The sequence below is a fragment of the Streptomyces shenzhenensis genome, assembly GCF_021462265.1.
Lineage (GTDB): Bacteria > Actinomycetota > Actinomycetes > Streptomycetales > Streptomycetaceae > Streptomyces > Streptomyces shenzhenensis.
The window spans coordinates 95,001-115,341 of the sequence record NZ_JAJONF010000007.1; the positions used below are offsets into that span (position 1 = coordinate 95,001).

General features: G+C 70.7%; 19 protein-coding genes. 8 read left to right on the forward strand and 11 right to left on the reverse strand.

Annotation, left to right across the window (positions count from 1 at the left end):
* Positions 1-20 precede the first annotated feature (20 nt).
* The 4 genes from LQ326_RS12405 to LQ326_RS12420 all read right to left on the reverse strand — a co-directional run bounded on the left by LQ326_RS12405 (position 21) and on the right by LQ326_RS12420 (position 3,812).
* Positions 21-935 (reverse strand): MBL fold metallo-hydrolase, encoded by a 915-nt coding sequence (locus tag LQ326_RS12405; protein WP_234535691.1) that lies wholly within the window; start codon positions 933-935, stop codon positions 21-23.
* Positions 936-1,066: 131 nt separating this feature from the next.
* Positions 1,067-1,849 carry a VOC family protein gene (locus LQ326_RS12410; RefSeq protein ID WP_234535693.1) on the reverse strand — a complete coding sequence of 261 codons (783 nt, stop codon included), beginning with the start codon at positions 1,847-1,849 and terminating at the stop codon, positions 1,067-1,069.
* 171 nt (positions 1,850-2,020) lie between these two features.
* Positions 2,021-2,845: a VOC family protein gene (locus tag LQ326_RS12415; RefSeq protein ID WP_234535695.1), complete on the reverse strand. Its 825-nt coding sequence runs from the start codon at positions 2,843-2,845 to the stop codon at positions 2,021-2,023.
* Between the two features lie 133 nt (positions 2,846-2,978).
* The gene (locus tag LQ326_RS12420) at positions 2,979-3,812 is read right to left on the reverse strand and encodes a helix-turn-helix transcriptional regulator (RefSeq protein ID WP_234535696.1); all 834 of its coding nucleotides are present in this window, start codon (positions 3,810-3,812) and stop codon (positions 2,979-2,981) included.
* 169 nt (positions 3,813-3,981) lie between these two features.
* Between LQ326_RS12420 and LQ326_RS12425 the strand changes: the two genes are divergently transcribed.
* Positions 3,982-4,722 (forward strand): SDR family oxidoreductase, encoded by a 741-nt coding sequence (locus LQ326_RS12425; RefSeq protein WP_234535698.1) that lies wholly within the window; start codon positions 3,982-3,984, stop codon positions 4,720-4,722.
* Here the strand turns inward: LQ326_RS12425 and LQ326_RS12430 are convergent.
* Positions 4,716-5,039, reverse strand: coding sequence for a hypothetical protein (locus LQ326_RS12430; protein WP_234535973.1), 324 nt, complete (start codon positions 5,037-5,039; stop codon positions 4,716-4,718). The two genes, LQ326_RS12425 and LQ326_RS12430, sit on opposite strands and share 7 nt — an antisense overlap.
* A 102-nt stretch (positions 5,040-5,141) precedes the next feature.
* Entirely contained in the window at positions 5,142-5,576 is a 435-nt protein-coding gene (locus LQ326_RS12435) for an ATP-binding protein (RefSeq protein ID WP_234535700.1), read from the reverse strand.
* 205 nt (positions 5,577-5,781) lie between these two features.
* On the opposite strand from LQ326_RS12435, the gene LQ326_RS12440 reads away from it, so the two are divergent.
* Entirely contained in the window at positions 5,782-6,633 is an 852-nt protein-coding gene (locus tag LQ326_RS12440; protein ID WP_234535702.1) for a helix-turn-helix domain-containing protein, read from the forward strand.
* A gap of 7 nt (positions 6,634-6,640) precedes the next feature.
* Positions 6,641-6,841, forward strand: coding sequence for a DUF397 domain-containing protein (locus LQ326_RS12445; RefSeq protein ID WP_234535704.1), 201 nt, complete (start codon positions 6,641-6,643; stop codon positions 6,839-6,841).
* 66 nt (positions 6,842-6,907) lie between these two features.
* On the opposite strand, the gene LQ326_RS48275 is transcribed toward LQ326_RS12445, so the two are convergent.
* A complete protein-coding gene (locus LQ326_RS48275) occupies positions 6,908-7,207 on the reverse strand; it encodes a DUF4328 domain-containing protein (RefSeq protein WP_234535706.1) in 300 nt (99 codons plus the stop codon).
* Between the two features lie 271 nt (positions 7,208-7,478).
* On the opposite strand from LQ326_RS48275, the gene LQ326_RS12455 reads away from it, so the two are divergent.
* From LQ326_RS12455 to LQ326_RS12465, 3 genes are all read left to right on the forward strand, one after another.
* Entirely contained in the window at positions 7,479-9,377 is a 1,899-nt protein-coding gene (locus LQ326_RS12455) for a multicopper oxidase family protein (RefSeq protein WP_234535708.1), read from the forward strand.
* Between the two features lie 252 nt (positions 9,378-9,629).
* Positions 9,630-11,900: an SF1B family DNA helicase RecD2 gene (recD2, locus tag LQ326_RS12460; protein WP_234535710.1), complete on the forward strand. Its 2,271-nt coding sequence runs from the start codon at positions 9,630-9,632 to the stop codon at positions 11,898-11,900.
* A 197-nt stretch (positions 11,901-12,097) separates the two neighbouring features.
* The gene (locus tag LQ326_RS12465) at positions 12,098-13,387 is read left to right on the forward strand and encodes a citrate synthase (RefSeq protein ID WP_234535713.1); all 1,290 of its coding nucleotides are present in this window, start codon (positions 12,098-12,100) and stop codon (positions 13,385-13,387) included.
* Between the two features lie 651 nt (positions 13,388-14,038).
* On the opposite strand, the gene LQ326_RS12470 is transcribed toward LQ326_RS12465, so the two are convergent.
* The 4 genes from LQ326_RS12470 to LQ326_RS12485 form a co-directional block, all read right to left on the reverse strand.
* Entirely contained in the window at positions 14,039-16,336 is a 2,298-nt protein-coding gene (locus LQ326_RS12470) for a heavy metal translocating P-type ATPase (RefSeq protein WP_234535715.1), read from the reverse strand.
* Positions 16,337-16,455: 119 nt separating this feature from the next.
* Positions 16,456-16,695, reverse strand: coding sequence for a heavy-metal-associated domain-containing protein (locus LQ326_RS12475; protein WP_234535975.1), 240 nt, complete (start codon positions 16,693-16,695; stop codon positions 16,456-16,458).
* 73 nt (positions 16,696-16,768) lie between these two features.
* Entirely contained in the window at positions 16,769-17,719 is a 951-nt protein-coding gene (locus LQ326_RS12480) for a PrsW family intramembrane metalloprotease (RefSeq protein WP_234535717.1), read from the reverse strand.
* Between the two features lie 190 nt (positions 17,720-17,909).
* Entirely contained in the window at positions 17,910-18,110 is a 201-nt protein-coding gene (locus tag LQ326_RS12485; protein ID WP_234535720.1) for a helix-turn-helix transcriptional regulator, read from the reverse strand.
* Between the two features lie 306 nt (positions 18,111-18,416).
* Here LQ326_RS12485 and iolC point away from each other — a divergent pair, with 306 nt between their 5' ends.
* Together iolC and LQ326_RS12495 are read left to right on the forward strand one after the other, a co-directional pair.
* A complete protein-coding gene (iolC, locus tag LQ326_RS12490) occupies positions 18,417-19,391 on the forward strand; it encodes a 5-dehydro-2-deoxygluconokinase (protein WP_234535722.1) in 975 nt (324 codons plus the stop codon).
* A 59-nt stretch (positions 19,392-19,450) separates the two neighbouring features.
* Positions 19,451-20,341, forward strand: coding sequence for a Cgl0159 family (beta/alpha)8-fold protein (locus LQ326_RS12495; protein WP_234535977.1), 891 nt, complete (start codon positions 19,451-19,453; stop codon positions 20,339-20,341).

Genomic DNA, 20,341 nt, shown 5'->3' on the forward strand with positions numbered 1-20,341 from the left:
ACGCCTTTTCGGCAGGAAGCTCACCAGCGCACCGCGGTGAAGTCCACAGGGCGGGGCCGGAGTTCCCGGGTGCGGGCCGCCAGGTGCCGTAGCCGGGAGGTCATTTCCTCGCGGGGCAGACGGCGGCGGTCGCCGTGTCCCGGCAGCAGCCACTCGAAGCGCAGCCGGTCGGCGGCCCGGGTCAGCGAGGCGGCCAGTTCGCGGATGGAGTACCAGGTGACGCTGTCGGCGACTTCGAGGTCGGCCGTCGTACGGGCCCAGTAGAAACTGTCGCCGCTGAAGCAGTAGCGCTCGTCCGCCAGGTACAGCACGCTGCCCCGGGTGTGCCCGGGGCAGGGGACGGCGAGGACGCCGGCGGCGATCTCGGCCGGAGCGGTGCCGCGCAGCACCCGGTCGGCGTCCGGGGCGGCGTCCAGATCGCCCTCGTGGATCCAGAGCCGGGCGCCGAAGCTGTCGGCGTACCGGCGGCCGTGCGCTGCGTGGTCGCGGTGGGTGAGGAGTACGTCGGTGACGGGACCCGGCGCCTCGTAGCGGGCGGCGAGCGCGGGGCTGAAGCGCGGGGTGTCGATCATCATCGACGTACCGTCGGGGCGGCGCAGGAGGTAGGAGTTGGCGCCGGCGGTGTGCGGGGAGTTGTGCCCGCACAGCAGCACGGAGCCGGTACCGCCGCCTGCGCCGGTGTCGTCGTCCAGGGGCATCGGGAACGGATCCCGGGCCGGGTCCAGCCGCCCGCCCGGGGGCCGGACGGACCGGGTGGGGCAGGCGTGCGCCGCCGCGTGCAACCGTGCCGCCTCCGCCGGGTCGCGCGGCTGGCGCAGTACGGCCGAGCGCCCCGCCACCTCCCCGATGAGCCCCGGCGCGAGCTGCCGCGCGACATCGCAGTTCGTGCAGCGCCCGTCCACCCGCCAGTCCCGCTCGGTCTCTTCGATCCCCATGGCCCCGTCCTCTTCCGTTCCCGTCCCGCCGGTCACCTCAGGGGTATCCCGGCCCGCGCGGAAAGCGGAAGGGGGGCAGGACCTGGCGCTTGCGGCAGGGGGCTGCTCTGCCGAGGGCGTCTCACGGCGGCTCACATCGGCTTGGGCTTGAAGACCGCGAAGACGGCGCCCTGCGGGTCGGCGACCACGGACATGCGGCCGGCCATCATCTCGAACGGCGGTGCGATCACCGTGCCGTTGCGCTTGACGAGGGCGTCCACTGTGGAGTCGACGTCGTCGACGGCGAAGTAGGTGAGCCAGTGCGGCGGGACGCCGGGCCGGTCGTCGCCGAGCCGGGCGGCGCCGCCGACGCTCCGGCCGCCGACGTTCAGCGACCAGTAGGTCCCGCCGGCGCCCTCCATCGGCTGGATCTCGATCCCGAAGGCCTCGCCGTAGAAGCCGGTGGCGCCGGGTACGTCGCTGGTGTTCAGCTCGTTCCAGATCAGCGCGCCCGGCTCGTTGACCACCCCGGCACCGTGGAACTCGCCCGGCTGCCACACCCCGAACACGGCGCCCTGCGGGTCGGCGGCGATCAGCATCCGGCCGATGGCGCCGACGTCCATCACCGGGGCGATCAGCGTGCCGCCGGCCGAGACGATGGTGTCCTGGGTGGCCTGGGCGTCGGTGCTGGCCAGGTAGGTGGTCCACACGGTCGGCGGCTCCGGCTGCCCCTCCGGCGCCATGGCCGCGCCGATGCCCGCCACCGGCCTGCCCCGCAGCGTGCAGACCGCGTACCCGCCGAAGTCGGCGCCGCCGACCTCGCCCTGCCAGCCGAACAGGTCACGGTAGAAGTCCAGCGCCGCCTGCTGGTCCTGCGCCATCAGATCGACCCAGCACGGGGTGCCGGTGGCGTACGGAGTGGTGATTTCAGGCATGTGCGACTCCCTGCGCGCGAAAAAGTTCCCCGCCGCCCACCATCACCGCCCCGGCCCGTTCCCGCCACCGGAACGGACGGGGTCCTACGCTCGGCTCCTGCGCGCGGCCGGCAGCCCGAGTCGTCCCGCGAGCCGTGGCGGCCAGGGGGCGACGACAGCCCCGCTGCCCCGCTACCGAGGGCGCCGCACGCGGAACTCGTTGCCGTCGGGGTCGAGCATCAGGACGCCGTCGCCGTCGCCGTCGCCGTTCCGGTCGTGGTCGTGGTCGCGGTCGCCGCCGCGGTCCCGGTTGCCGTCGCCCGTGCCTGCGCCGTCGCCCGTGCCTGCGCCGCTGTCCGCGCCCGCGCCGCTGTCCGTGCGCGTCGCGCCCAGCGAGACCAGGCGGCCGACCTCCGCAGCCCAGTCGTCGTCGGCGGGCACCTCCAGTTCGAGGAACAGCCTGTTCTTCCCCGTCTTCGGTGCCACCGGCGGGCCACCCCACGTGATCTTCGTACCGCCGTCGGGCGACTGGATCGCGGTCTCCTGGTCCTGGTCCCACACCAGCGGCCACCGCAGCGCCCTGCTCCAGAAGTAGCCGACCTCCTGCGTGCCGTCGCAGGCCAGCGCTCCGATGAAGCCGGTGCCGGCGAGGAACTTGTTGCCCGCCTCGATGACGCAGAACTCGTTGCCGTCCGGATCGGCGAGCACGACATGCCCCTCTTCCGGGAGCTGGCCGACGTCGATGTGCTTCCCGCCGAGCTCCAGCGCCCGAGCCACCGTCCGCCGCTGCTCCTCCGGAGAGGCGCTCGTCAGGTCGAAGTGGGCCCGGTTTTGGCCGGTCTTCGGCTCCTGGCTCGGCAGGAAACGGATGCGGAAACCGGCGCTGTCAGGGGGGAGGATCGCGACATCGCCGTCCGGACCGTCGGCCGGTTCCCAGCCCAGGACCCCGGACCAGAACCGCGCCAGGCCCGACGGCCGGGTCGCGTTGAAGCAGATCGCGAACAGTTGACTGGTCATGTCCCGGGCCTCTCCGATCCGCTGACGGCCGCTACGTCGCCCGGCCCTTCCCGCGGGCGCAGCCTAGGGGGCCGCGCGGTACCCCCGCATCCGAAAATCGGGCGCCCGCGCGGGGTCCGCCGGCCCGCCGGGGCTACCTGGCGTCCTGGTCCGAGGTCGCGTGGAGCGAGCCCAGCAGGGCGAGGGCCTGGGCGCTGGGGCTGCCGGGTTCGGCCTGGTAGACGACGAGTTGCTGGCCCGGAGCGTCACGTACGTCGAAGGCCTGGTACGTGAGGGTCAGGGGGCCGACGTCGGGGTGGAGCAGGTGTTTGGCGTCCTGGGTCTTGCCGCGCACGGCGTGGGTGTGCCAGAGACGGGTGAAGTCCGCGCTGTGCTCGGTGAGGACGCGGACCAGTTCCCGCAGGCGTGGGTGGTCCGGGTCGAGACCGGCCGCCTGACGCAGGTGACCCACGGTGGTCTGCGCCGTCTCGGTCCACCGGGTGTAGAACTGCCGCCCGGCCGGGTCGAGGAAGACCATGCGGGCCAGGTTGTCCGCCGGCTCGAAGGGTGAGTGCAGAGCGTCGGCCAGGGCGTTGCCCGCCAGCACCTCCAGAGTCTGGTCGACGACGAACGCGGGGGCGCCCGGGTAGCCGTCCATCAGCTGGCGAAGTGCGGGACCGACCCGGTCCGTGGTGTGGCCGAACTGGTCGCCGGGCACCGTCCCGGCCAGCCGGTGCAGGTGGGCGAGGGCGTCGGCGTCCAGCCGCAGGGCGCGGCCGAGCGCGTCGACGACGGGGGCCGAGGGGTGGCGTTCGCGGCCCTGTTCCAGGCGGGTGTAGTAGTCCACGTTCACCCCGCCCAGGACGGCGACCTCCTCGCGGCGCAGTCCGGCGACCCTGCGCACGCCGTGGCTCGCCATCCCGACGTCCTGCGGCCGCAGGGCCGCTCTGCGGGCGCGCAGGAACTCTCCCAGGTGGTTGCCGGTCATGCCGCCAGGCTAGGCGCCGGTGCGGAGCGCTGCCTGGGTGTACCGCACCTGGGCAGCACCCACCCTGGCCGACCGCCTCCGGCCTGCCCAGACTCGGCCGGGTGGGCGGTATCCGCGACGGAGCGCGCCACCACGGACACCCCGTGCTCCACCGAGAGGAACAGCAGACATGACGACGACAGACACCCCCAAGGTCGTGGCGGTCACCGGAGCGAGCAGCGGGATCGGCGAGGCGACCGCCCGCCGGCTCGCCGCCGACGGCCACCGCCTGTTCCTCGGAGCGCGCCGCACCGGCCGTCTCGAAACGCTCACCGGGGAGATCACCGCCGCGGGCGGCACCGCGGCCTTCCGGCGGCTGGACGTCACGGACGCCGCCGACGTCCGGGCCTTCGTCTCGGCCGCCCGTGAGCACTACGGCCGCGTGGACGTGCTCGTCAACAACGCCGGTGTCATGCCGCTCTCGCCGCTGGAGGCGCTGCGGACGGACGAATGGGACCGGATGATCGACGTCAACATGCGGGGCGTCCTGCACGGCATCGCCGCCGCCCTGCCCGTGATGCGCGCCCAGGGCGGCGGCCACTTCGTGAACATCGCCTCCGTCGGGGCGTACGAGGTCTCTCCCACCGCCGCCGTCTACTGCGCCACCAAGTTCGCCGTCCGCGCGATCTCCGAAGGACTACGGCAGGAGTCCACCGGCGCGATCCGGGTCACCCTCGTCTCCCCGGGCGTGACCGAGTCCGAACTCGCCGACACCATCTCCGACCTCGCCGCCAGGGAGGCCATGAAGACCTACCGCGCCGTGGCACTCCCCGCCTCCGCCGTCGCGGAGGCCATCGCCTACGCCGTCGCCCAGCCCCCGCAGGTCGACGTCAACGAAATCGTCGTCCGTCCCGCCGCGAGCGCTCAGTAGTCCCGCGCGGTCCCGTCGACGAAGCGCAGCAGCACGGCGGCCTCCGCGCGCAGCCGTCCGGCCCGGTCGGCGTGCGCGGGAGCGGTCAACTGCTCCGCGGCTTCCAGTCGCTCGGCGGCCTCGGCGCGCACGACCTCCACCACGTCGCGCTCACTCAGCTCTCGCCGCGCCGCTTCGGTGGCACCGGCTCCGACCGGCGACGCCTCAAGGGCCAGACCACGCAGCTCCGTCTCGGCCACGGGCACCGCCTCGGCGTTGTCCAGAGCGGCGAGCGTAGAGCGCAGGGCGCTCACCGCGACCTTGTCATGGGCACGCATGGCTTCCGGCAGTGCTTGACGCATACGCAGACGTACAGACATGCCGGTGACCTTATGGCGGCCGCCTTGGACCCACAACGCGATATACGAGTGGAGGCGTGATCAGCGGGAGCCGGCGCCACCGTACAGCGGGACCGCGGCGGCGACCTCACACCACACGTACTTCCCCCTGTTGCCGAACCGCGACAGCGGCTGCCAGCCCCACAGATCCGAACAGGCCCGCACCAGCGCCAGCCCCCGCCCCTCCTCCACCTCCCCGAGCCGCTCCAACGGCACCGGCGGTTCGGGCGGTTCGGGGTCCGCGTCCCACGCGCCGATCCGGAGAGTGCCGGGCGGCGACCAGCGGATGCGCAGGGCGGCGGGGCCTTTCGTATGCCGTACGGCGTTGGAGACCAGCTCGGTGGCGAGGAGTTCGGCGACGTCGAGGGAGGGCACGAGCTCATGGGCGGTGAGCACCAGTCTGAGCGTGTGCCGGCTGACGGGGACGGCGCGCAGGTCGTTGGGGATGGTGAGCGTGTACTCCCAGGCTTCGGGCATGCGTCATCAACTCCATTGTTCGCGGGGGAGTTTCCGGCAGGGTGGCGTTGCCGCGGCCGTCGTGGCAGGACGGGGCGGTGCACTTCCGCTGCGTGTGCGGTGCGTCACTGACGGTAGACCTGAAAGTTTCGGTTGGGCAAGTCGGTCGCGTAATCTGACCTCGAACGAGTCGCACGGGCAGATGCGTTGGAGCAAGGAGCGGTTGATGGGCACCAGGCGCGAACCAACGGCTCGGCAACTGCGTCTGGCAAAGGAGTTGCGCAGACTCCGCGATGCGGCCGGTCTCACCGCGCGCGAGGCGGCCAAGCTGCTCGGGGTGAGCAACGTGCAGATCAGTCAGATCGAGGCGGGCTTGTCCGGTGTGAGCGAGCAGCGACTGCGTCGTCTCGCATCCCATTACGCCTGTACGGACGAGGTGTTCATCGACGCTTTGGTGGCGATGGCGACCGACCGGACGCGGGGGTGGTGGGAGGAGTACCGAGAGTTGCTACCCACTTCCTTCCTCGATCTGGCTGAGCTGGACCACCACTCCCGGTTTCAGAGGCACGTGGCCATCACGTACGTGCCAGGTCTATTGCAGACGCAAGGCTACGCCCGCGCCGTGTTCTCCGACAGGATTCCGGAACTCGCCGAAGATGAACTTGAGTTGCGCGTACGCCACCGCATGGCGCGTCGTGTGATCATCGAGGGCCCCGCACCGATCCCCCTTCAGGCTGTGATCCACGAAGCAGCTCTCCGCATCAGGGTCGGCGATCGTGCGCTGTCACGAGTTCAACTCGATCGCATCCTGGAACTCTCGCATGCGGATCACATTTCGGTGAGGGTGATCCCCTTCGACTTGGACGGCTTCTCTCAAGCTGGTAGCGCGATGACCTACGTGGGCGGTTCCGTCCCGAAGCTGGACACAGTCGTACGTGACGCTCCTCACGGCACCGTCTTCATCGACTCTGAGGCTCAACTGAACGCCTTCCGGGCTCGCTTCCATAAACTGGAGGCCGTGTCACTCGACGCCGAGCGTTCGCGTGACTTCATCAACAGATTGGCCAAGGAGCTGTGAGGCGGCGATGACCAATCCCGATAGTTGGCGGAAATCGTCCTACTCCGGCGGTGGTGACGGTAATGAGTGCGTCGAGATAGCCACGACCCCAACCCACGCGGCCGTCCGCGACTCCAAGGCCCCGGCCCGCGCCACCCTCACCTTCCCCGCAGGAGCCTTCGCTGTCTTCGTCGAGGGGATCAAGTCAGGGGGCTGGCCCGGACGGTAGCCGCGGCACCCTGCAGCACCGTGACCCGCTCGATGACCAGCCCCGCCAGCACGGCCGCCGCGAGCATCAGGCCTCGGCCACCACGAGGCAGGCCAGCGAGCCGGGGGCCACCCGGCTCGCCACCACGAGCAGCAGCGCGTGCGCCACCCAGGCGGCCCACCACAGATTCACCAGCGTCGTCTCCCGCTTCTCCCATGACGCGGAGCCGGCGCGGCCGATGTCGAGGACGATCCGGCGCGGGGCGACGAGGTTGACCACCGGTATGAACCAGGCGACGACCATCCAGCCCGGACTCGGGACCGCGGCCTCGGGGGACAACTGCTGGGCGGCGCGCCGGGAGTGGGCGAGCCACACGAGGAACACCACGGTCGTGATGTGAACGGGCCACGACGCTCGCCGATCACGCGCGCCGCTTGTGCAACCCGGTGGGTGGACAGCTGACGGTCCGCCGATCCGGTGTGTCTGCCGCCTTCCTCGCGCTGGAGCGGCAGCGCTGAAAGGGCTGAACGGGTGCTCTTCGGCAGAGCGGACCGGCGCACCGCAGCACGCTCCGAACCAGGCCTGTATCTCTGTCTGGAACGTCACCTGAGGCGATGGAAGGCTGGAGAAGATGGCTTTTGAGCGAAGGAAATTCCTCATGGCCGGCGCCATGGGGGGTGCGGCCATGCTTCCCCAGGGTGTTCTGGGAGCGCGGGCGTATGCGGCGACGGCTCACGAGGCAACGTGTCCGGGCGGTCCGATCCCGCACACCCCTCCGCTGAAGAAGTATGTCGACCCGCTTCCCACGCCGTTGACAGCCGTCCCGGATCCCTCCGCCTATCCGGGCGCCGACTACTACGAGATCACGATGCGACAGGACTCGTGGCGCTTCCACCGGGATCTCGGGCCGGCAACCGTGTGGGGTTACTGGGCCAATAACCCGCACGATCCGCACAAGCCGACCGGCATGGGCTACCTCGGGCCAACCATCAGCGTGAGCACGGACCGTCCCACGGTCGTCAAATACCGCAACGAGCTGCCGACCACCCACCTGTTCCAGTTCGTGATCGACGCCATCCGCAACGGGTGCGACGAGCTCACCCCGACCCCTCCGCCTCCCTACAAGCCCGCCCTGCCTTTTCCCTCGAATGTCAATGTGTGGAACGTCGTACATCAGCACGGCGGTTTCACAGCGCCACAGTCCGACGGAATGCCGATGCAGTCGTTCAGTCCGGACGGTATCCACGCCGCGCACTACACCACCCTGGAACCCGGCCGGGTCGCACCCAACGAAGCGATCTACGCCTACACCAACCACGACCGTTCGTGCATGCTCTGGTATCACGATCACGGCATGGGGATGACCAGCCTCAACATCTACGCGGGCCTGGCCGGGCTCTGGCGCATCGGTGACCCCGCCGACGAGCGGCTCGGGCTGCCGCGAGGCGAATTCGAGGTCCCCCTCATCCTGCAGGACCGGACCTTCCACCCGGACGGCTCGCTCGCCTACACCATGACCCTGCAGGAAGGCGAGGACACCCCGATCGTGAACGGGAAGGCGTACCCCTTCCTGACCGTCGAGCCGCGACGCTACCGGCTGCGCCTTCTCAACGCTTCGAACGAGCGTTTCTGGCGGCTGAGGTTCGAGACCCAGCCCAGGGACGCAGTGCCTGAGGCCCAACTGCCGTTCTGGCTGATCGGCACCGACAGCGGTTTCCGCGCCCCGTTGCAGATGCTGAACTTCCTGATCTCGCCGGCCGAGCGGTACGACCTGATCATCGACTTCAGCCAGGTGCGCATGGGTACGAAGGTCAGACTGGTGAACTACCACGCGCCGGTCCACTACCCCGGCATGCCGGGTGAGGGGCCGGAAATCCGGGACATCATGGAATTCCGGGTCACCAAACCGCTGTCCGGAGGCGCGGACAGGTCGAGGCCGCCCAGGGAACTCAGGCTGCCGACACCCGCACCGGTAAAGCCGAAACCGCACACCCGTCGCCGGCAATGGGTCGTGTACCAGCACCAGCTGTTCAGGACCATGACGTTCAACGCGGTGCCGTTCGAGGCGCCGTCCCAGGACTTCATCGAGGAGGGCTCGACCGAGATCTGGGAATACATCAATCCCAACCACGACGCCCACCCGATGCACGTCCACCTTGTCAACTTCCAGGTGCTGGACAGGCAGCCGATCGACGCGGCCGCCTACCAGGCCGATTACGACAAGTGGATTGACGGTGGCCGCAAAACGAAGGACCTGCCGGTGCTGGAGAACTATTTCACCGGCCCACCGGTACCGCCGGACCCGGACGAAGCACGGTCCAACAAGGACACTTTCAAATCCTATCCGGAGACGGTCACCAGAATCATCATCCAGGAATTCACCCCGCCGACGGCTACGATCGCGTCGATTCCGGGCAGTGGTACCAAGCTCCCGGCGACGTACATCCACCACTGCCACATTCTCGAACACGAGGACGACGATCTGATGCGCCCGTGGACGATCGTCGAACACGGCGACCACAGCGGTGGCGGCCAGGACGGCGGCCACGGCCGCTGACGGGATCGATCGACCCGCGTGTGCCGGTCCGCGCCCACAAGGGGCCCGGACCGGCACTGACGCCGTGGCCCGACCCTCCACGGATCCTTGCGAGTGCGCCATCGTCTGCACCGGCGACGTGGACGCCGTCCTGCGGTAGAAGCCGCACGGACAGGTGGCTGCGACCATCGCGGGCGGCTGCCGACGATCACGGAGCGGGCCGTGTACCCCACCCCGCTCCTGACTGTCAGTCCCGGACAGTACCGTCGGATCATGGCTCAGCAGGCGGGGACCCCCACAGGCGAACGACGACTCGCCACCGTCGAAGGCGTGCTCGAACGCATCACGTACGCGAACGAGGAGAACGGCTACACGGTCGCCCGGGTCGACACCGGCAGAGGCGCCGGTGATCTGCTCACGGTCGTCGGCGCGCTGCTCGGTGCCCAGGTGGGGGAGTCGCTGCGGATGGAGGGCCGCTGGGGGTCGCATCCCCAGTACGGCAAGCAGTTCACCGTGGAGAACTACACGACCGTGCTGCCGGCCACCGTGCAGGGGATACGGCGCTATCTGGGGTCGGGGCTGGTCAAGGGGATCGGGCCGGTGTTCGCGGACCGGATCACCCAGCACTTCGGTGTGGACACCCTGCGGATCATCGAGGAGGAGCCGAAGCGGCTGGTCGAGGTGCCCGGTCTCGGGCCGAAGCGGACGAAGCGGATCGCCGACGCCTGGGAGGAGCAGAAGGCGATCAAGGAGGTCATGCTCTTCCTCCAGACCGTCGAGGTGTCGACGTCCATCGCCGTGCGGATCTACAAGAAGTACGGGGACGCGTCGATCTCCGTCGTGAAGAACCAGCCGTACCGGCTCGCGGCCGACGTGTGGGGGATCGGGTTCCTCACCGCCGACAAGATCGCCCAGTCCGTCGGGATTCCGCACGACAGTCCGGAGCGGGTGAAGGCGGGGCTGCAGTACGCGCTGTCGCAGTCCGCCGACCAGGGGCACTGCTACCTCCCCGAGGAACGGCTCATCGCCGACGCCGTGAAACTCCTCCAGGTCGACACGGGGCTGGTCATCGACTGCCTCGCCGAGCTGGCGGCGCCCCCCGAGGACGGGGCGGACCCGGGGGTCGTACGGGAGAGGCTCCCGGGGCCCACTCCCGACGCCGAACCCGTCACCGCGATCTACCTGGTCCCCTTCCACCGGGCCGAAGTCGCCCTCGCCTCCCAGCTCCTGCGCCTGCTCCGCACCGACGACGACCGGATGCCGTCGTTCAAGGACGTCGCCTGGGACAAGGCGCTCGCCTGGCTGAAGGGCCGTACCGGCGTCGAACTGGCCCCCGAGCAGGAGGCCGCCGTCCGGCTGGCGCTGACGGAGAAGGTCGCGGTGCTGACCGGCGGGCCCGGCTGCGGCAAGTCGTTCACCGTCAGGTCGATCGTGGAGCTGGCGCGGGCGAAGCGGGCGAAGGTGGTGCTCGCCGCCCCCACCGGCCGTGCGGCCAAGCGGCTCGCCGAGCTGACCGGAGCGGAGGCGTCGACCGTCCACCGGCTGCTGGAACTGAAGCCGGGCGGCGACGCGGCCTACGACCGGGACCGGCCGCTGGACGCCGACCTGGTGGTCGTGGACGAGGCGTCGATGCTGGACCTCCTCCTCGCCAACAAGCTCGTGAAAGCCGTACCCCCCGGTGCGCACCTCCTCTTCGTCGGGGACGTCGACCAACTGCCCAGCGTCGGGGCGGGGGAGGTGCTCCGGGACCTGCTCGCGGAGGGCGGCCCGATCCCGGCGGTGCGCCTCACGCGCGTGTTCCGGCAGGCCCAGCAGTCCGGCGTGGTCACCAACGCGCACCGGATCAACGCGGGACAGCACCCCGTCACCGACGGCATGAAGGACTTCTTCCTCTTCGTGGAGGACGAGACGGAGGAGGCCGGCAGGCTCGCCGTGGACGTCGCGGCCCGGCGGGTCCCGGCCAGGTTCGGGCTCGACCCGCGGCGCGACGTGCAGGTCCTCACCCCCATGCACCGCGGGCCCGCCGGCGCCGGCGCGCTCAACGGACTGCTCCAGCAGGTCATCACGCCGGCCCGCCCCGACCTGCCCGAGAAGCGGTTCGGCGGGCGGGTGTTCCGGGTCGGGGACAAGGTCACCCAGATCCGCAACAACTACGAGAAGGGCGAGAACGGCGTCTTCAACGGCACCGTGGGCGTGGTCACCGCGCTCGACCCGGTCGAGCAGCGCCTCACGGTGCTGACGGACGAAGATGAAGAGGTGCCGTACGAATTCGACGAACTGGACGAACTGGTGCACGCCTACGCGGTGACCATCCACCGTTCACAGGGCAGTGAATATCCCGCCGTGGTGATCCCGGTCACCACCGGAGCGTGGATGATGCTCCAGCGGAACCTGCTCTACACGGCGGTCACCCGGGCCAGGCAGCTGGTCGTCCTCGTCGGTTCGCGCAAGGCGATCGGGCAGGCGGTGCGGACGGTTTCAGCAGGCCGGCGCTGTACGGCCCTGGACTTCCGGCTCGGCCGGAGCGGATCTCCCGAAAAATGATCGATCAAATGAGTCGTGAAGGTCACAAGGGCCTTCCCGATGGGGAGACAAGGGGGCAGGATGAGCAGGTTGGCGGCACTGAGTGCCGCCAATGGGCCCAATGGTCGACCCCGAGTGCACTCTCCTGAGCCAAATGGGGGATGGTAGAGACAGTCAGGGCACCTCGAAGATGAGGCACTACGTCGGTGAGGGAAGACGTGAGCGACAACTCTGTAGTACTGCGGTACGGCGACGGCGAGTACACCTACCCGGTGGTCGACAGCACCGTCGGCGACAAGGGCTTCGACATCGGGAAGCTCCGCGCCCAGACCGGTCTCGTGACCCTGGACAGCGGCTACGGCAACACCGCTGCCTATAAATCCGCCATCACCTACCTCGACGGCGAGGGGGGCATCCTCCGCTACCGCGGTTACCCGATCGAGCAGCTGGCGGAGCGCTCCACCTTCCTGGAGGTGGCCTACCTGCTGATCAACGGTGAGCTGCCGACGGTCGACGAGCTCACCACGTTCAAGAACGAGATCACGCGGCACACCCTGCTCCACGAGGACGTCAAGAACTTCTACCGGGGCTTCCCGCGCGACGCCCACCCGATGGCCATGCTGTCGTCCGTGGTCTCCGCGCTGTCCACCTTCTACCAGGACAGCCACAACCCGTTCGACGCGAAGCAGCGCGACCTCTCCACGATCCGCCTGCTCGCCAAGCTTCCGACCATCGCCGCGTACGCGTACAAGAAGTCGGTCGGCCACCCGTTCGTCTACCCGCGCAACGACCTCTCCTACGTGGAGAACTTCCTGCGCATGACGTTCTCGGTGCCGGCCCAGGACTACGAGCTCGACCCGGTGGTCGTCTCGGCCCTGGACAAGCTGCTGATCCTGCACGCGGACCACGAGCAGAACTGTTCGACGTCGACGGTCCGCCTGGTCGGCTCGTCGCAGGCGAACATGTTCGCGTCGATCTCCGCCGGCATCTCCGCGCTCTGGGGCCCTCTGCACGGCGGTGCCAACCAGTCCGTCCTGGAGATGCTGGAGGGCATCCAGGCCAACGGCGGTGACGTCGACTCCTTCATCCGCAAGGTGAAGAACAAGGAGGAGGGCGTCCGCCTGATGGGCTTCGGCCACCGGGTCTACAAGTCCTTCGACCCGCGTGCCAAGATCATCAAGTCGGCAGCGCACGACGTCCTCTCGGCCCTCGGCAAGTCCGACGAGTTGCTGGACATCGCGCTGAAGCTGGAGGAGCACGCGCTCTCCGACGACTACTTCGTCTCGCGCAACCTCTACCCGAACGTCGACTTCTACACCGGCCTGATCTACCGCGCCATGGGCTTCCCGACCGAGATGTTCACGGTCCTGTTCGCCCTCGGCCGGCTGCCCGGCTGGATCGCCCAGTGGCAGGAAATGATCAAGGAACCGGGCTCCCGCATCGGCCGTCCGCGCCAGATCTACACGGGCGTCGTCGAGCGCGACTTCGTGCCGGTCGAGGAGCGCTGACCCTTCCCGACGCCGCCGACGGCGCACGGCCCTCGCGGCCGTGCCTGTGGCGAGTGAGCCGAAGGGGCGCCGGCTGCGGCGCCCCGGAGGCGGAGGCGAACAGGCCCCGAAAGAGCTAAGCAGAAGGCGCCCTGGAGCGCCGGTCCCCCCACGGGCCGGCGACCAGGGCGCCTTCCCGTGTCCCGGTGCGGATTCCCCCCACGGGATCCGGCCGGGCGCTCGGTACGGCAGCGCCTGAATCGCTGCGTTGAGCACAACGAGCAGAACTCGCCGTACTTACATCCAGTGATGCGGTGCGATCTGCCGGGACCCGCACCGCACGGGAGGGCCGCTCAAAGCTTCCCGTCGTCCGTGCCCCGGCAACGCATCTCTGAGGAAGTCCCCCAAGACATCCCCAGATGCCAGGTCAGCGCCCCCCAAGACGCATCCCTGACATCGCCAACTTAGACCTTCGAAGCCCTTCGATGGTTACGTTCACATCACTGTGATCTGCGTCTCTTGCATCGGTCCGATGGATGCGCAAGAGCCCCGATACGGTGATCGGGACTCAAGCGTAAGGATGATGCGCGAGCCTTGTGAAGAGCTTATGTGAGGCGCGCGTTGGACTCCAGGGGGACTCCTACATCCACTGCGGCGAACCGGCGGTAACTTTCACCGGAAGGTGCGCAGCCGCAGGCTGTTGGTCACCACGAACACCGACGAGAAGGCCATCGCGGCGCCCGCGATCATCGGGTTGAGGAGCCCCGCGGCCGCCAGTGGGAGCGCGGCCACGTTGTAGCCGAAGGCCCACACGAGGTTGCCCTTGATGGTGGCGAGGGTCCGCCGGGAGAGCCGGATCGCGTCCGCCGCCACCCGCAGGTCCCCGCGCACCAGGGTCAGGTCGCCGGCCTCGATCGCCGCGTCCGTCCCGGTGCCCATCGCCAGCCCGAGGTCCGCGGTGGCCAGCGCGGCCGCGTCGTTGACCCCGTCGCCGACCATGGCGACCGTCCGCCCCTCGCGCTGCAGCCGCCGTACGACGTCCACCTTGTCCTCGGGCAGCACCTCCGCGACGACCTCGGTGATCCCGACCGCCCGCGCGACCGATTCGGCCACCGCCCGGTTGTCCCCGGTCAGCAGCACCGGCGTCAGCCCCAGCGCGCGCAGCTCGCGCACCGCCTCGGCGCTGGTCTCCTTGACCGTGTCGGCGACGGCGAGGACACCCCGTGCCTGCCCGTCCCACCCGGCCAGGACGGCCGTCCGCCCCTCCTGTCCGGCCCGGGAGAGGGCCAGGGCCAACTCCTCGGGCACCACGTCGAAGAGGCGCCCCACGGCCACCTCGCGGCCCGCCACGCGCCCGCGTACGCCCCGCCCGGGGACGTTCTCGAAGTGCTCGACCGGGGGCAGGTCTCCGACCCGCTCCGCGGCGCCGGCCGCGATCGCCCTGGCGACCGGATGCTCGGAGGCGTGTTCGAGGGCGCCCGCGAGCCGCAGCACCTCGTCCGCGTGGTCCTGGCCGGCGCCCTCGGCGACGTACACCTCCTGGAGGCTCATCCGCCCGGTGGTCACGGTCCCCGTCTTGTCGAGGACGACGGTGTCGACCCGGCGGGTGGACTCCAGCACCTCCGGGCCCTTGATGAGGATGCCGAGCTGGGCGCCGCGCCCGGTGCCGACCATCAGGGCGGTCGGCGTGGCCAGGCCCAGGGCGCACGGGCAGGCGATGATCAGGACGGCGACGGCGGCCGTGAACGCGGCGGCCGTGTCCCCGGTGACGCCGAGCCAGACCCCGAAGGTGCCGAGCGCGAGGAGGATGACGACGGGGACGAAGACCGCGGAGATCCGGTCGGCGAGGCGCTGCACCTCGGCCTTGCCGTTCTGCGCCTCCTCCACCAGCCTCGCCATCCGGGCCAGCTGCGTGTCGGCGCCGATCCGGGTCGCCTCGACGACCAGCCGCCCGCCCGCGTTGACGGTCGCGCCCGTGACGGCGTCGCCGACGGCCACGTCCACCGGCACCGACTCGCCGGTCAGCATCGAGGCGTCCACCGCGGACGCCCCTTCCACCACGGTGCCGTCGGTGGCGATCTTCTCCCCGGGCCGTACGACGAACCGGTCGCCGACCGCCAGCGACGCCACCGGGACCCGCACCTCGCGCCCGGCCCGCAGGACCGCCACGTCCCTGGCGCCCAGCTCCATCAGCGCCCGCAGGGCCGCTCCCGCGCGCCGCTTGGAACGCGCCTCCAGATAGCGGCCGAGCAGGATCAGCGCGACGACCCCGGAGGCGACCTCCAGGTAGACGGTGGACGCGCCGTCCATCCGCGAGACGGTGAACCGGAACTCGTCGTGCATCCCCGGCATGCCCGCGTCGCCGAAGAACAGCGCCCACAGTGACCAGCCGAACGCGGCCAGCGTGCCGACCGAGACCAGGGTGTCCATGGTGGCGGCGCCGTGCCGGGCGTTGGTCCAGGCGGCGCGGTGGAACGGCCGGCCGCCCCAGACGACGACCGGGGCGGCGAGCGTCAGCGACAGCCACTGCCAGTTGTCGAACTGCAGCGCCGGGACCATCGCGAGCAGCACGACCGGGGCGGCGAGCAGGGTGGAGACCAGGAGTCGGTGGCGCAGACCGGCGAGTTCGGGATCCGGCGCGGTCTCGGTGTCCTGCCGCGGCTCCGGCTCCGGGGGCGCGGGCTCCTCGGCGGTGTACCCGGTCTTGACGACCGTGGCGATCAGGTCGGCGACCTGGACCCCCTGGGGGTATGTGACCTTCGCCTTCTCGGTGGCGTAGTTCACGGTGGCGGTGACGCCGTCCATCCGGTTGAGCTTCTTCTCGACCCGCGCGGCGCAGGAGGCGCAGGTCATGCCCCCGATGAGCAGCTCGACCGCGGAATCACCGGCCGGGCCCGGAGGGGCTGTCGGTGTCTGTGCGGTGCTGGTTGCGGTGCTGGTTGTGGTGCTGGTTGTGGTGCTGGTGGTCATGTCCGGACTCCAGACAACGGACCGGACCGTACGGAGCCAGTATCAGCTGGTCGGCACGGCCCGGCGGAGAGATGCGTTTCCGTCGTGCGTACTGCTCGTGGTGCGTGCCGTGCGGGCGGTCAGGCGCGGCCGGCGAGCTCGAAGCCCGCCTCGTCGACGGCGGCGCGGACCGCCTCCTCGTCGAGCGGGGCCGCGGAGACGACCGTGACCTCGCCGCTGGCCGCGACGGCCGTCACCGAACTGACGCCGGGGAGCCCGGAGATCTCGGCGGAGACGGAACCCTCGCAGTGTCCGCAGCTCATGCCGGTCACCTTGTAGACGGCGGTCACGGAGCCCGGGGTGTCGGTCTGGGCGGTCATGTCGTTCTCCTCGTCGAGGCGGGTGGGGCCGATGGGGCCCATGAGAGAGCCCCACTGTCGCCAGACTATACCCCTAGGGGGTATTTCTCCAAGAGGGGCACCGGCGCGCCAGCGAGTGCACCCAGGCGACGCCGAGCAGTGCGACGAGTACCAGCAGACCGAGCGAGAACACCGTGAAGAGGTGTTCCTCTGCCGGGCCGGGGCCCGGCACGTACCCCGCGGCGAACAGCCGCCGCTCCACCGCGGTGCCCGCCAGGTACGCCGCCAGCCAGATCGCGATGCCGTGCGTGGAGTCCCACAGGGCGTGCAGCAGGGCGGCCCCGAGGCAGGCGGAGACGACCGGGGCGGTGAGGCGGAAACGGCCGTTCGGGCGGCGGGCGGAGAGCAGGACGCCGCCGGTGATCGCCGTCCACAGGCCGTGCCCGAGGGTGGCCGGCACCGCGCGCAGCAGTTCCGTCTCGATCAGGGCGCGCGGATCGAGGCCCGCGGTGGAGACGGCGGCGCCGAGCGCGTACCCGGCGCTCTCCAGGGCCGCGAAGCCGAGGCCGACGGCGGCGCCGAGCACCAGCCCGGCCCGGATGCCCCGGATCCCGGGCATCCGGCGCAGCACGAACACCAGCGCGCCGAGCTTCACCGCCTCCTCGGCCAGGCCGACGCAGACGAACATCCCCCAGGAGGGGCGGACCAGGTAGGACTCGGCCACCGAGGCGCCCAGCAGCCCGAGCGCGCCGCCGGCCAGGAAGCAGCCGAGGATCGCGCTGACCCCGAGGTCGCGGGCGTGCCGCTCGTACGCCCACAGCACGAACACGACCGGGACGAGGAAGCTGCCGAGCAGGATCAGCGTCGGCAGCAGGGCGGCCTTCCCCGTCACGTACGCGATCACGGCGGTCAGCGCCCACAGGGCGAGCCCACCACCGAGGCAGCGCTTCCACAGGCCGGCGCGGATACGGGGGTACGGCGGTGGCGGCTGCTGCGGGCCGGGGATACGGGCCCGCGGCCGGCCGGACTGCGGAGAGTGGGTCAAGGCGGGTCCCCTTGTGCTCCTGCGGGTACGGGGGTGGCGCTCGTCGGCTCGAATCAGTGCCGTTTAGCCGCACTTTAGGCAGATGCGCCGCATGTCGCAGTCCGGGTGGTTCGCAGGAGTGGCTGTCCGGGACCGGCGCGGCGCGCCGCCGCCGTGCGCGAGGAGTGGCCGAGGGAGCCGGCGCCGGGGCTCAGAAGTCTCTGCGGCCTCGGTTGCGCGGCCGGGAGGCCACCCAGGCGCGGACCGTGTCGGCGTACCAGTAGGGCTTGCCGCCCTCGACGTGGTCGGGCGGGGGGAGCAGTCCGTGCTTGCGGTAGGAGCGGACGGTGTCCGGCTGCACCCGGATGTGCGCCGCGATCTCCTTGTATGACCAGAGCCTTCGGTCGGTCATGAGATGCACCTCCCTGCGCGCACCGCGGGGGCGACCGGAGGCGGTCGTCGGGGGAGCCGGGCGCTGCGCTGGCGATCACAAAGCCTGTGCCCGGTGAACGACGCAGCGTGACTGTGGGCAAGCGGCTGTCGACCTGGTGTGACCGAGGACCCGCGTAGGCGTGACATGTGTGACGCAAGGGGGGTGTTTGTGACGTGGCTGAGACGTGGGCCGGCCCAACTCTCGTCCGAATGTCCGGACAAAGCATTGACACGACCTCCTGTCCCCGACTACAAACCACGGGAGAGGCATGACGAAGGGAAGCCGATGGCGTACGACCTGATCACCATGGGGCGGATCGGGGTGGATCTCTATCCGCTCCAGACCGGAGTCCCGCTCGCCCAGGTGTCGTCCTTCGGCAAGTTCCTCGGCGGGTCGGCGACGAACGTGGCGGTGGCCGCCGCCCGCCTCGGCCGGAACACCGCCGTCATCACCCGCACCGGCGAGGACGCCTTCGGCGCCTACCTGCACGAGGCCCTCCGGGGCTTCGGCGTGGACGACCGCTGGGTCACCCCGGTGCCCGGCCTGAACACCCCCGTCACGTTCTGCGAGATCTTCCCGCCGGACGACTTCCCGCTCTACTTCTACCGGCAGCCCAAGGCCCCCGACCTGGAGATCGACGCCCACGAGCTGGACCTCGACGCCGTCCGGGACGCCCGCGTCTTCTGGGTCACCGGCACCGGCCTGAGCGAGGAGCCCAGCCGCACGGCGACCCTCGCGGCCCTCGCCCACCGCGCCAAGGCGGGCACCACCGTCTTCGACCTGGACTGGCGCCCCATGTTCTGGGGCGGTGACGTCGACGGCTCCCGTCGCGGGCCGGAGGCCGCCCGGCCGTTCTACGCCGAGGCCCTCAGACACACCACCGTCGCCGTCGGCAACCTCGACGAGGTGGAGGTGGCGACCGGCGTGCGCGAGCCGCAGGCCGCCGCCCAGGCACTCCTCGACGCCGGTGTCGAGATCGCCGTGGTCAAGCAGGGGCCCAAGGGTGTCCTCGCCGTCAGCCGCGACGGCGACCGCGCCGAGGTCCCGCCGCTGCCCGTGAACGTCCTCAACGGCCTGGGCGCCGGTGACGCCTTCGGCGGCTCCCTCTGCCACGGCCTGCTCGAAGGCTGGGACCTGGAGAAGATCATGCGGCACGCCAACGCGGCCGGGGCGATCGTCGCCTCCCGCCTGGAGTGCTCCTCCGCGATGCCCACCCCCGAGGAGATCGACGCCGCGCTCGCCGCCGGAGCGGTGCTGTGAGGGCCGGCCGCGTCTCGGGCGCGCACCAGGACGGCGGGGCCGGCGCCTCCGCCGGGCAGGTGAAGGTGGACGTCTCCGCCCTCGTCCACACCCGCACCCACCACCCCGAGGCCATTGCCGAGGCGGCTGCCCGCCGCACCCGCCGTCCGCTCCTCAACGAGGACGGCAAGCTGATGATCGTCGCCGCCGACCATCCGGCCCGCGGCGCCCTGGGCGTGGGCGGCGACCGGCTCGCCATGGCCAACCGGGCCGGGCTGCTGGAGCGGCTCTGCCTGGCGCTGTCCCGGCCCGGCGTCGACGGCGTCCTCGCCACCGCGGACATCCTGGACGACCTGCTCCTGCTCGGCGCCCTCGACGGCAAGGTCGTCATGGGCTCGATGAACCGCGGCGGACTGCAGGGCGCCTCCTTCGAACTCGACGACCGGTTCACCGGCCACCGCGCCGAGGACATACAGCGCCTCGGGTTCGACGCCGGCAAACTGCTCCTGCGCATCGACTACGACGACCCGGGCTCCCTGACCACCCTGGAGTCCACCGCCCGCGCCATCGACGACATGGCCGCGCGCCGGCTGCCGGTCTTCGTCGAGCCGTTCATCAGCCGCCGCACCCCCGAGGGCCGGGTGAAGAACGACCTGTCCGCGGAGGCGGTCACCAGGTCGATCGCCATCGCCTCGGGTCTCGGCGGGAGTTCGGCCTACACCTGGCTGAAGGTGCCGGTCACCGACGACCCCGACGACATGGCCCGGGTCATGGAGACGTCCACCCTCCCCGCCGTGCTGCTCGGCGGCGAGGTCGGCGGCACCGTCGAGGAACAGGCCGGCGCCTACGAGAAGTGGCGCAGCGCCCTCCGACTCCCCACCGTGCGCGGCCTGGTGGTCGGCCGCTCGCTGCTGTACCCGGCGGACGGCGACGTGGCCGCCGCCGTGGACACCGCCGTCGGACTCCTGTGA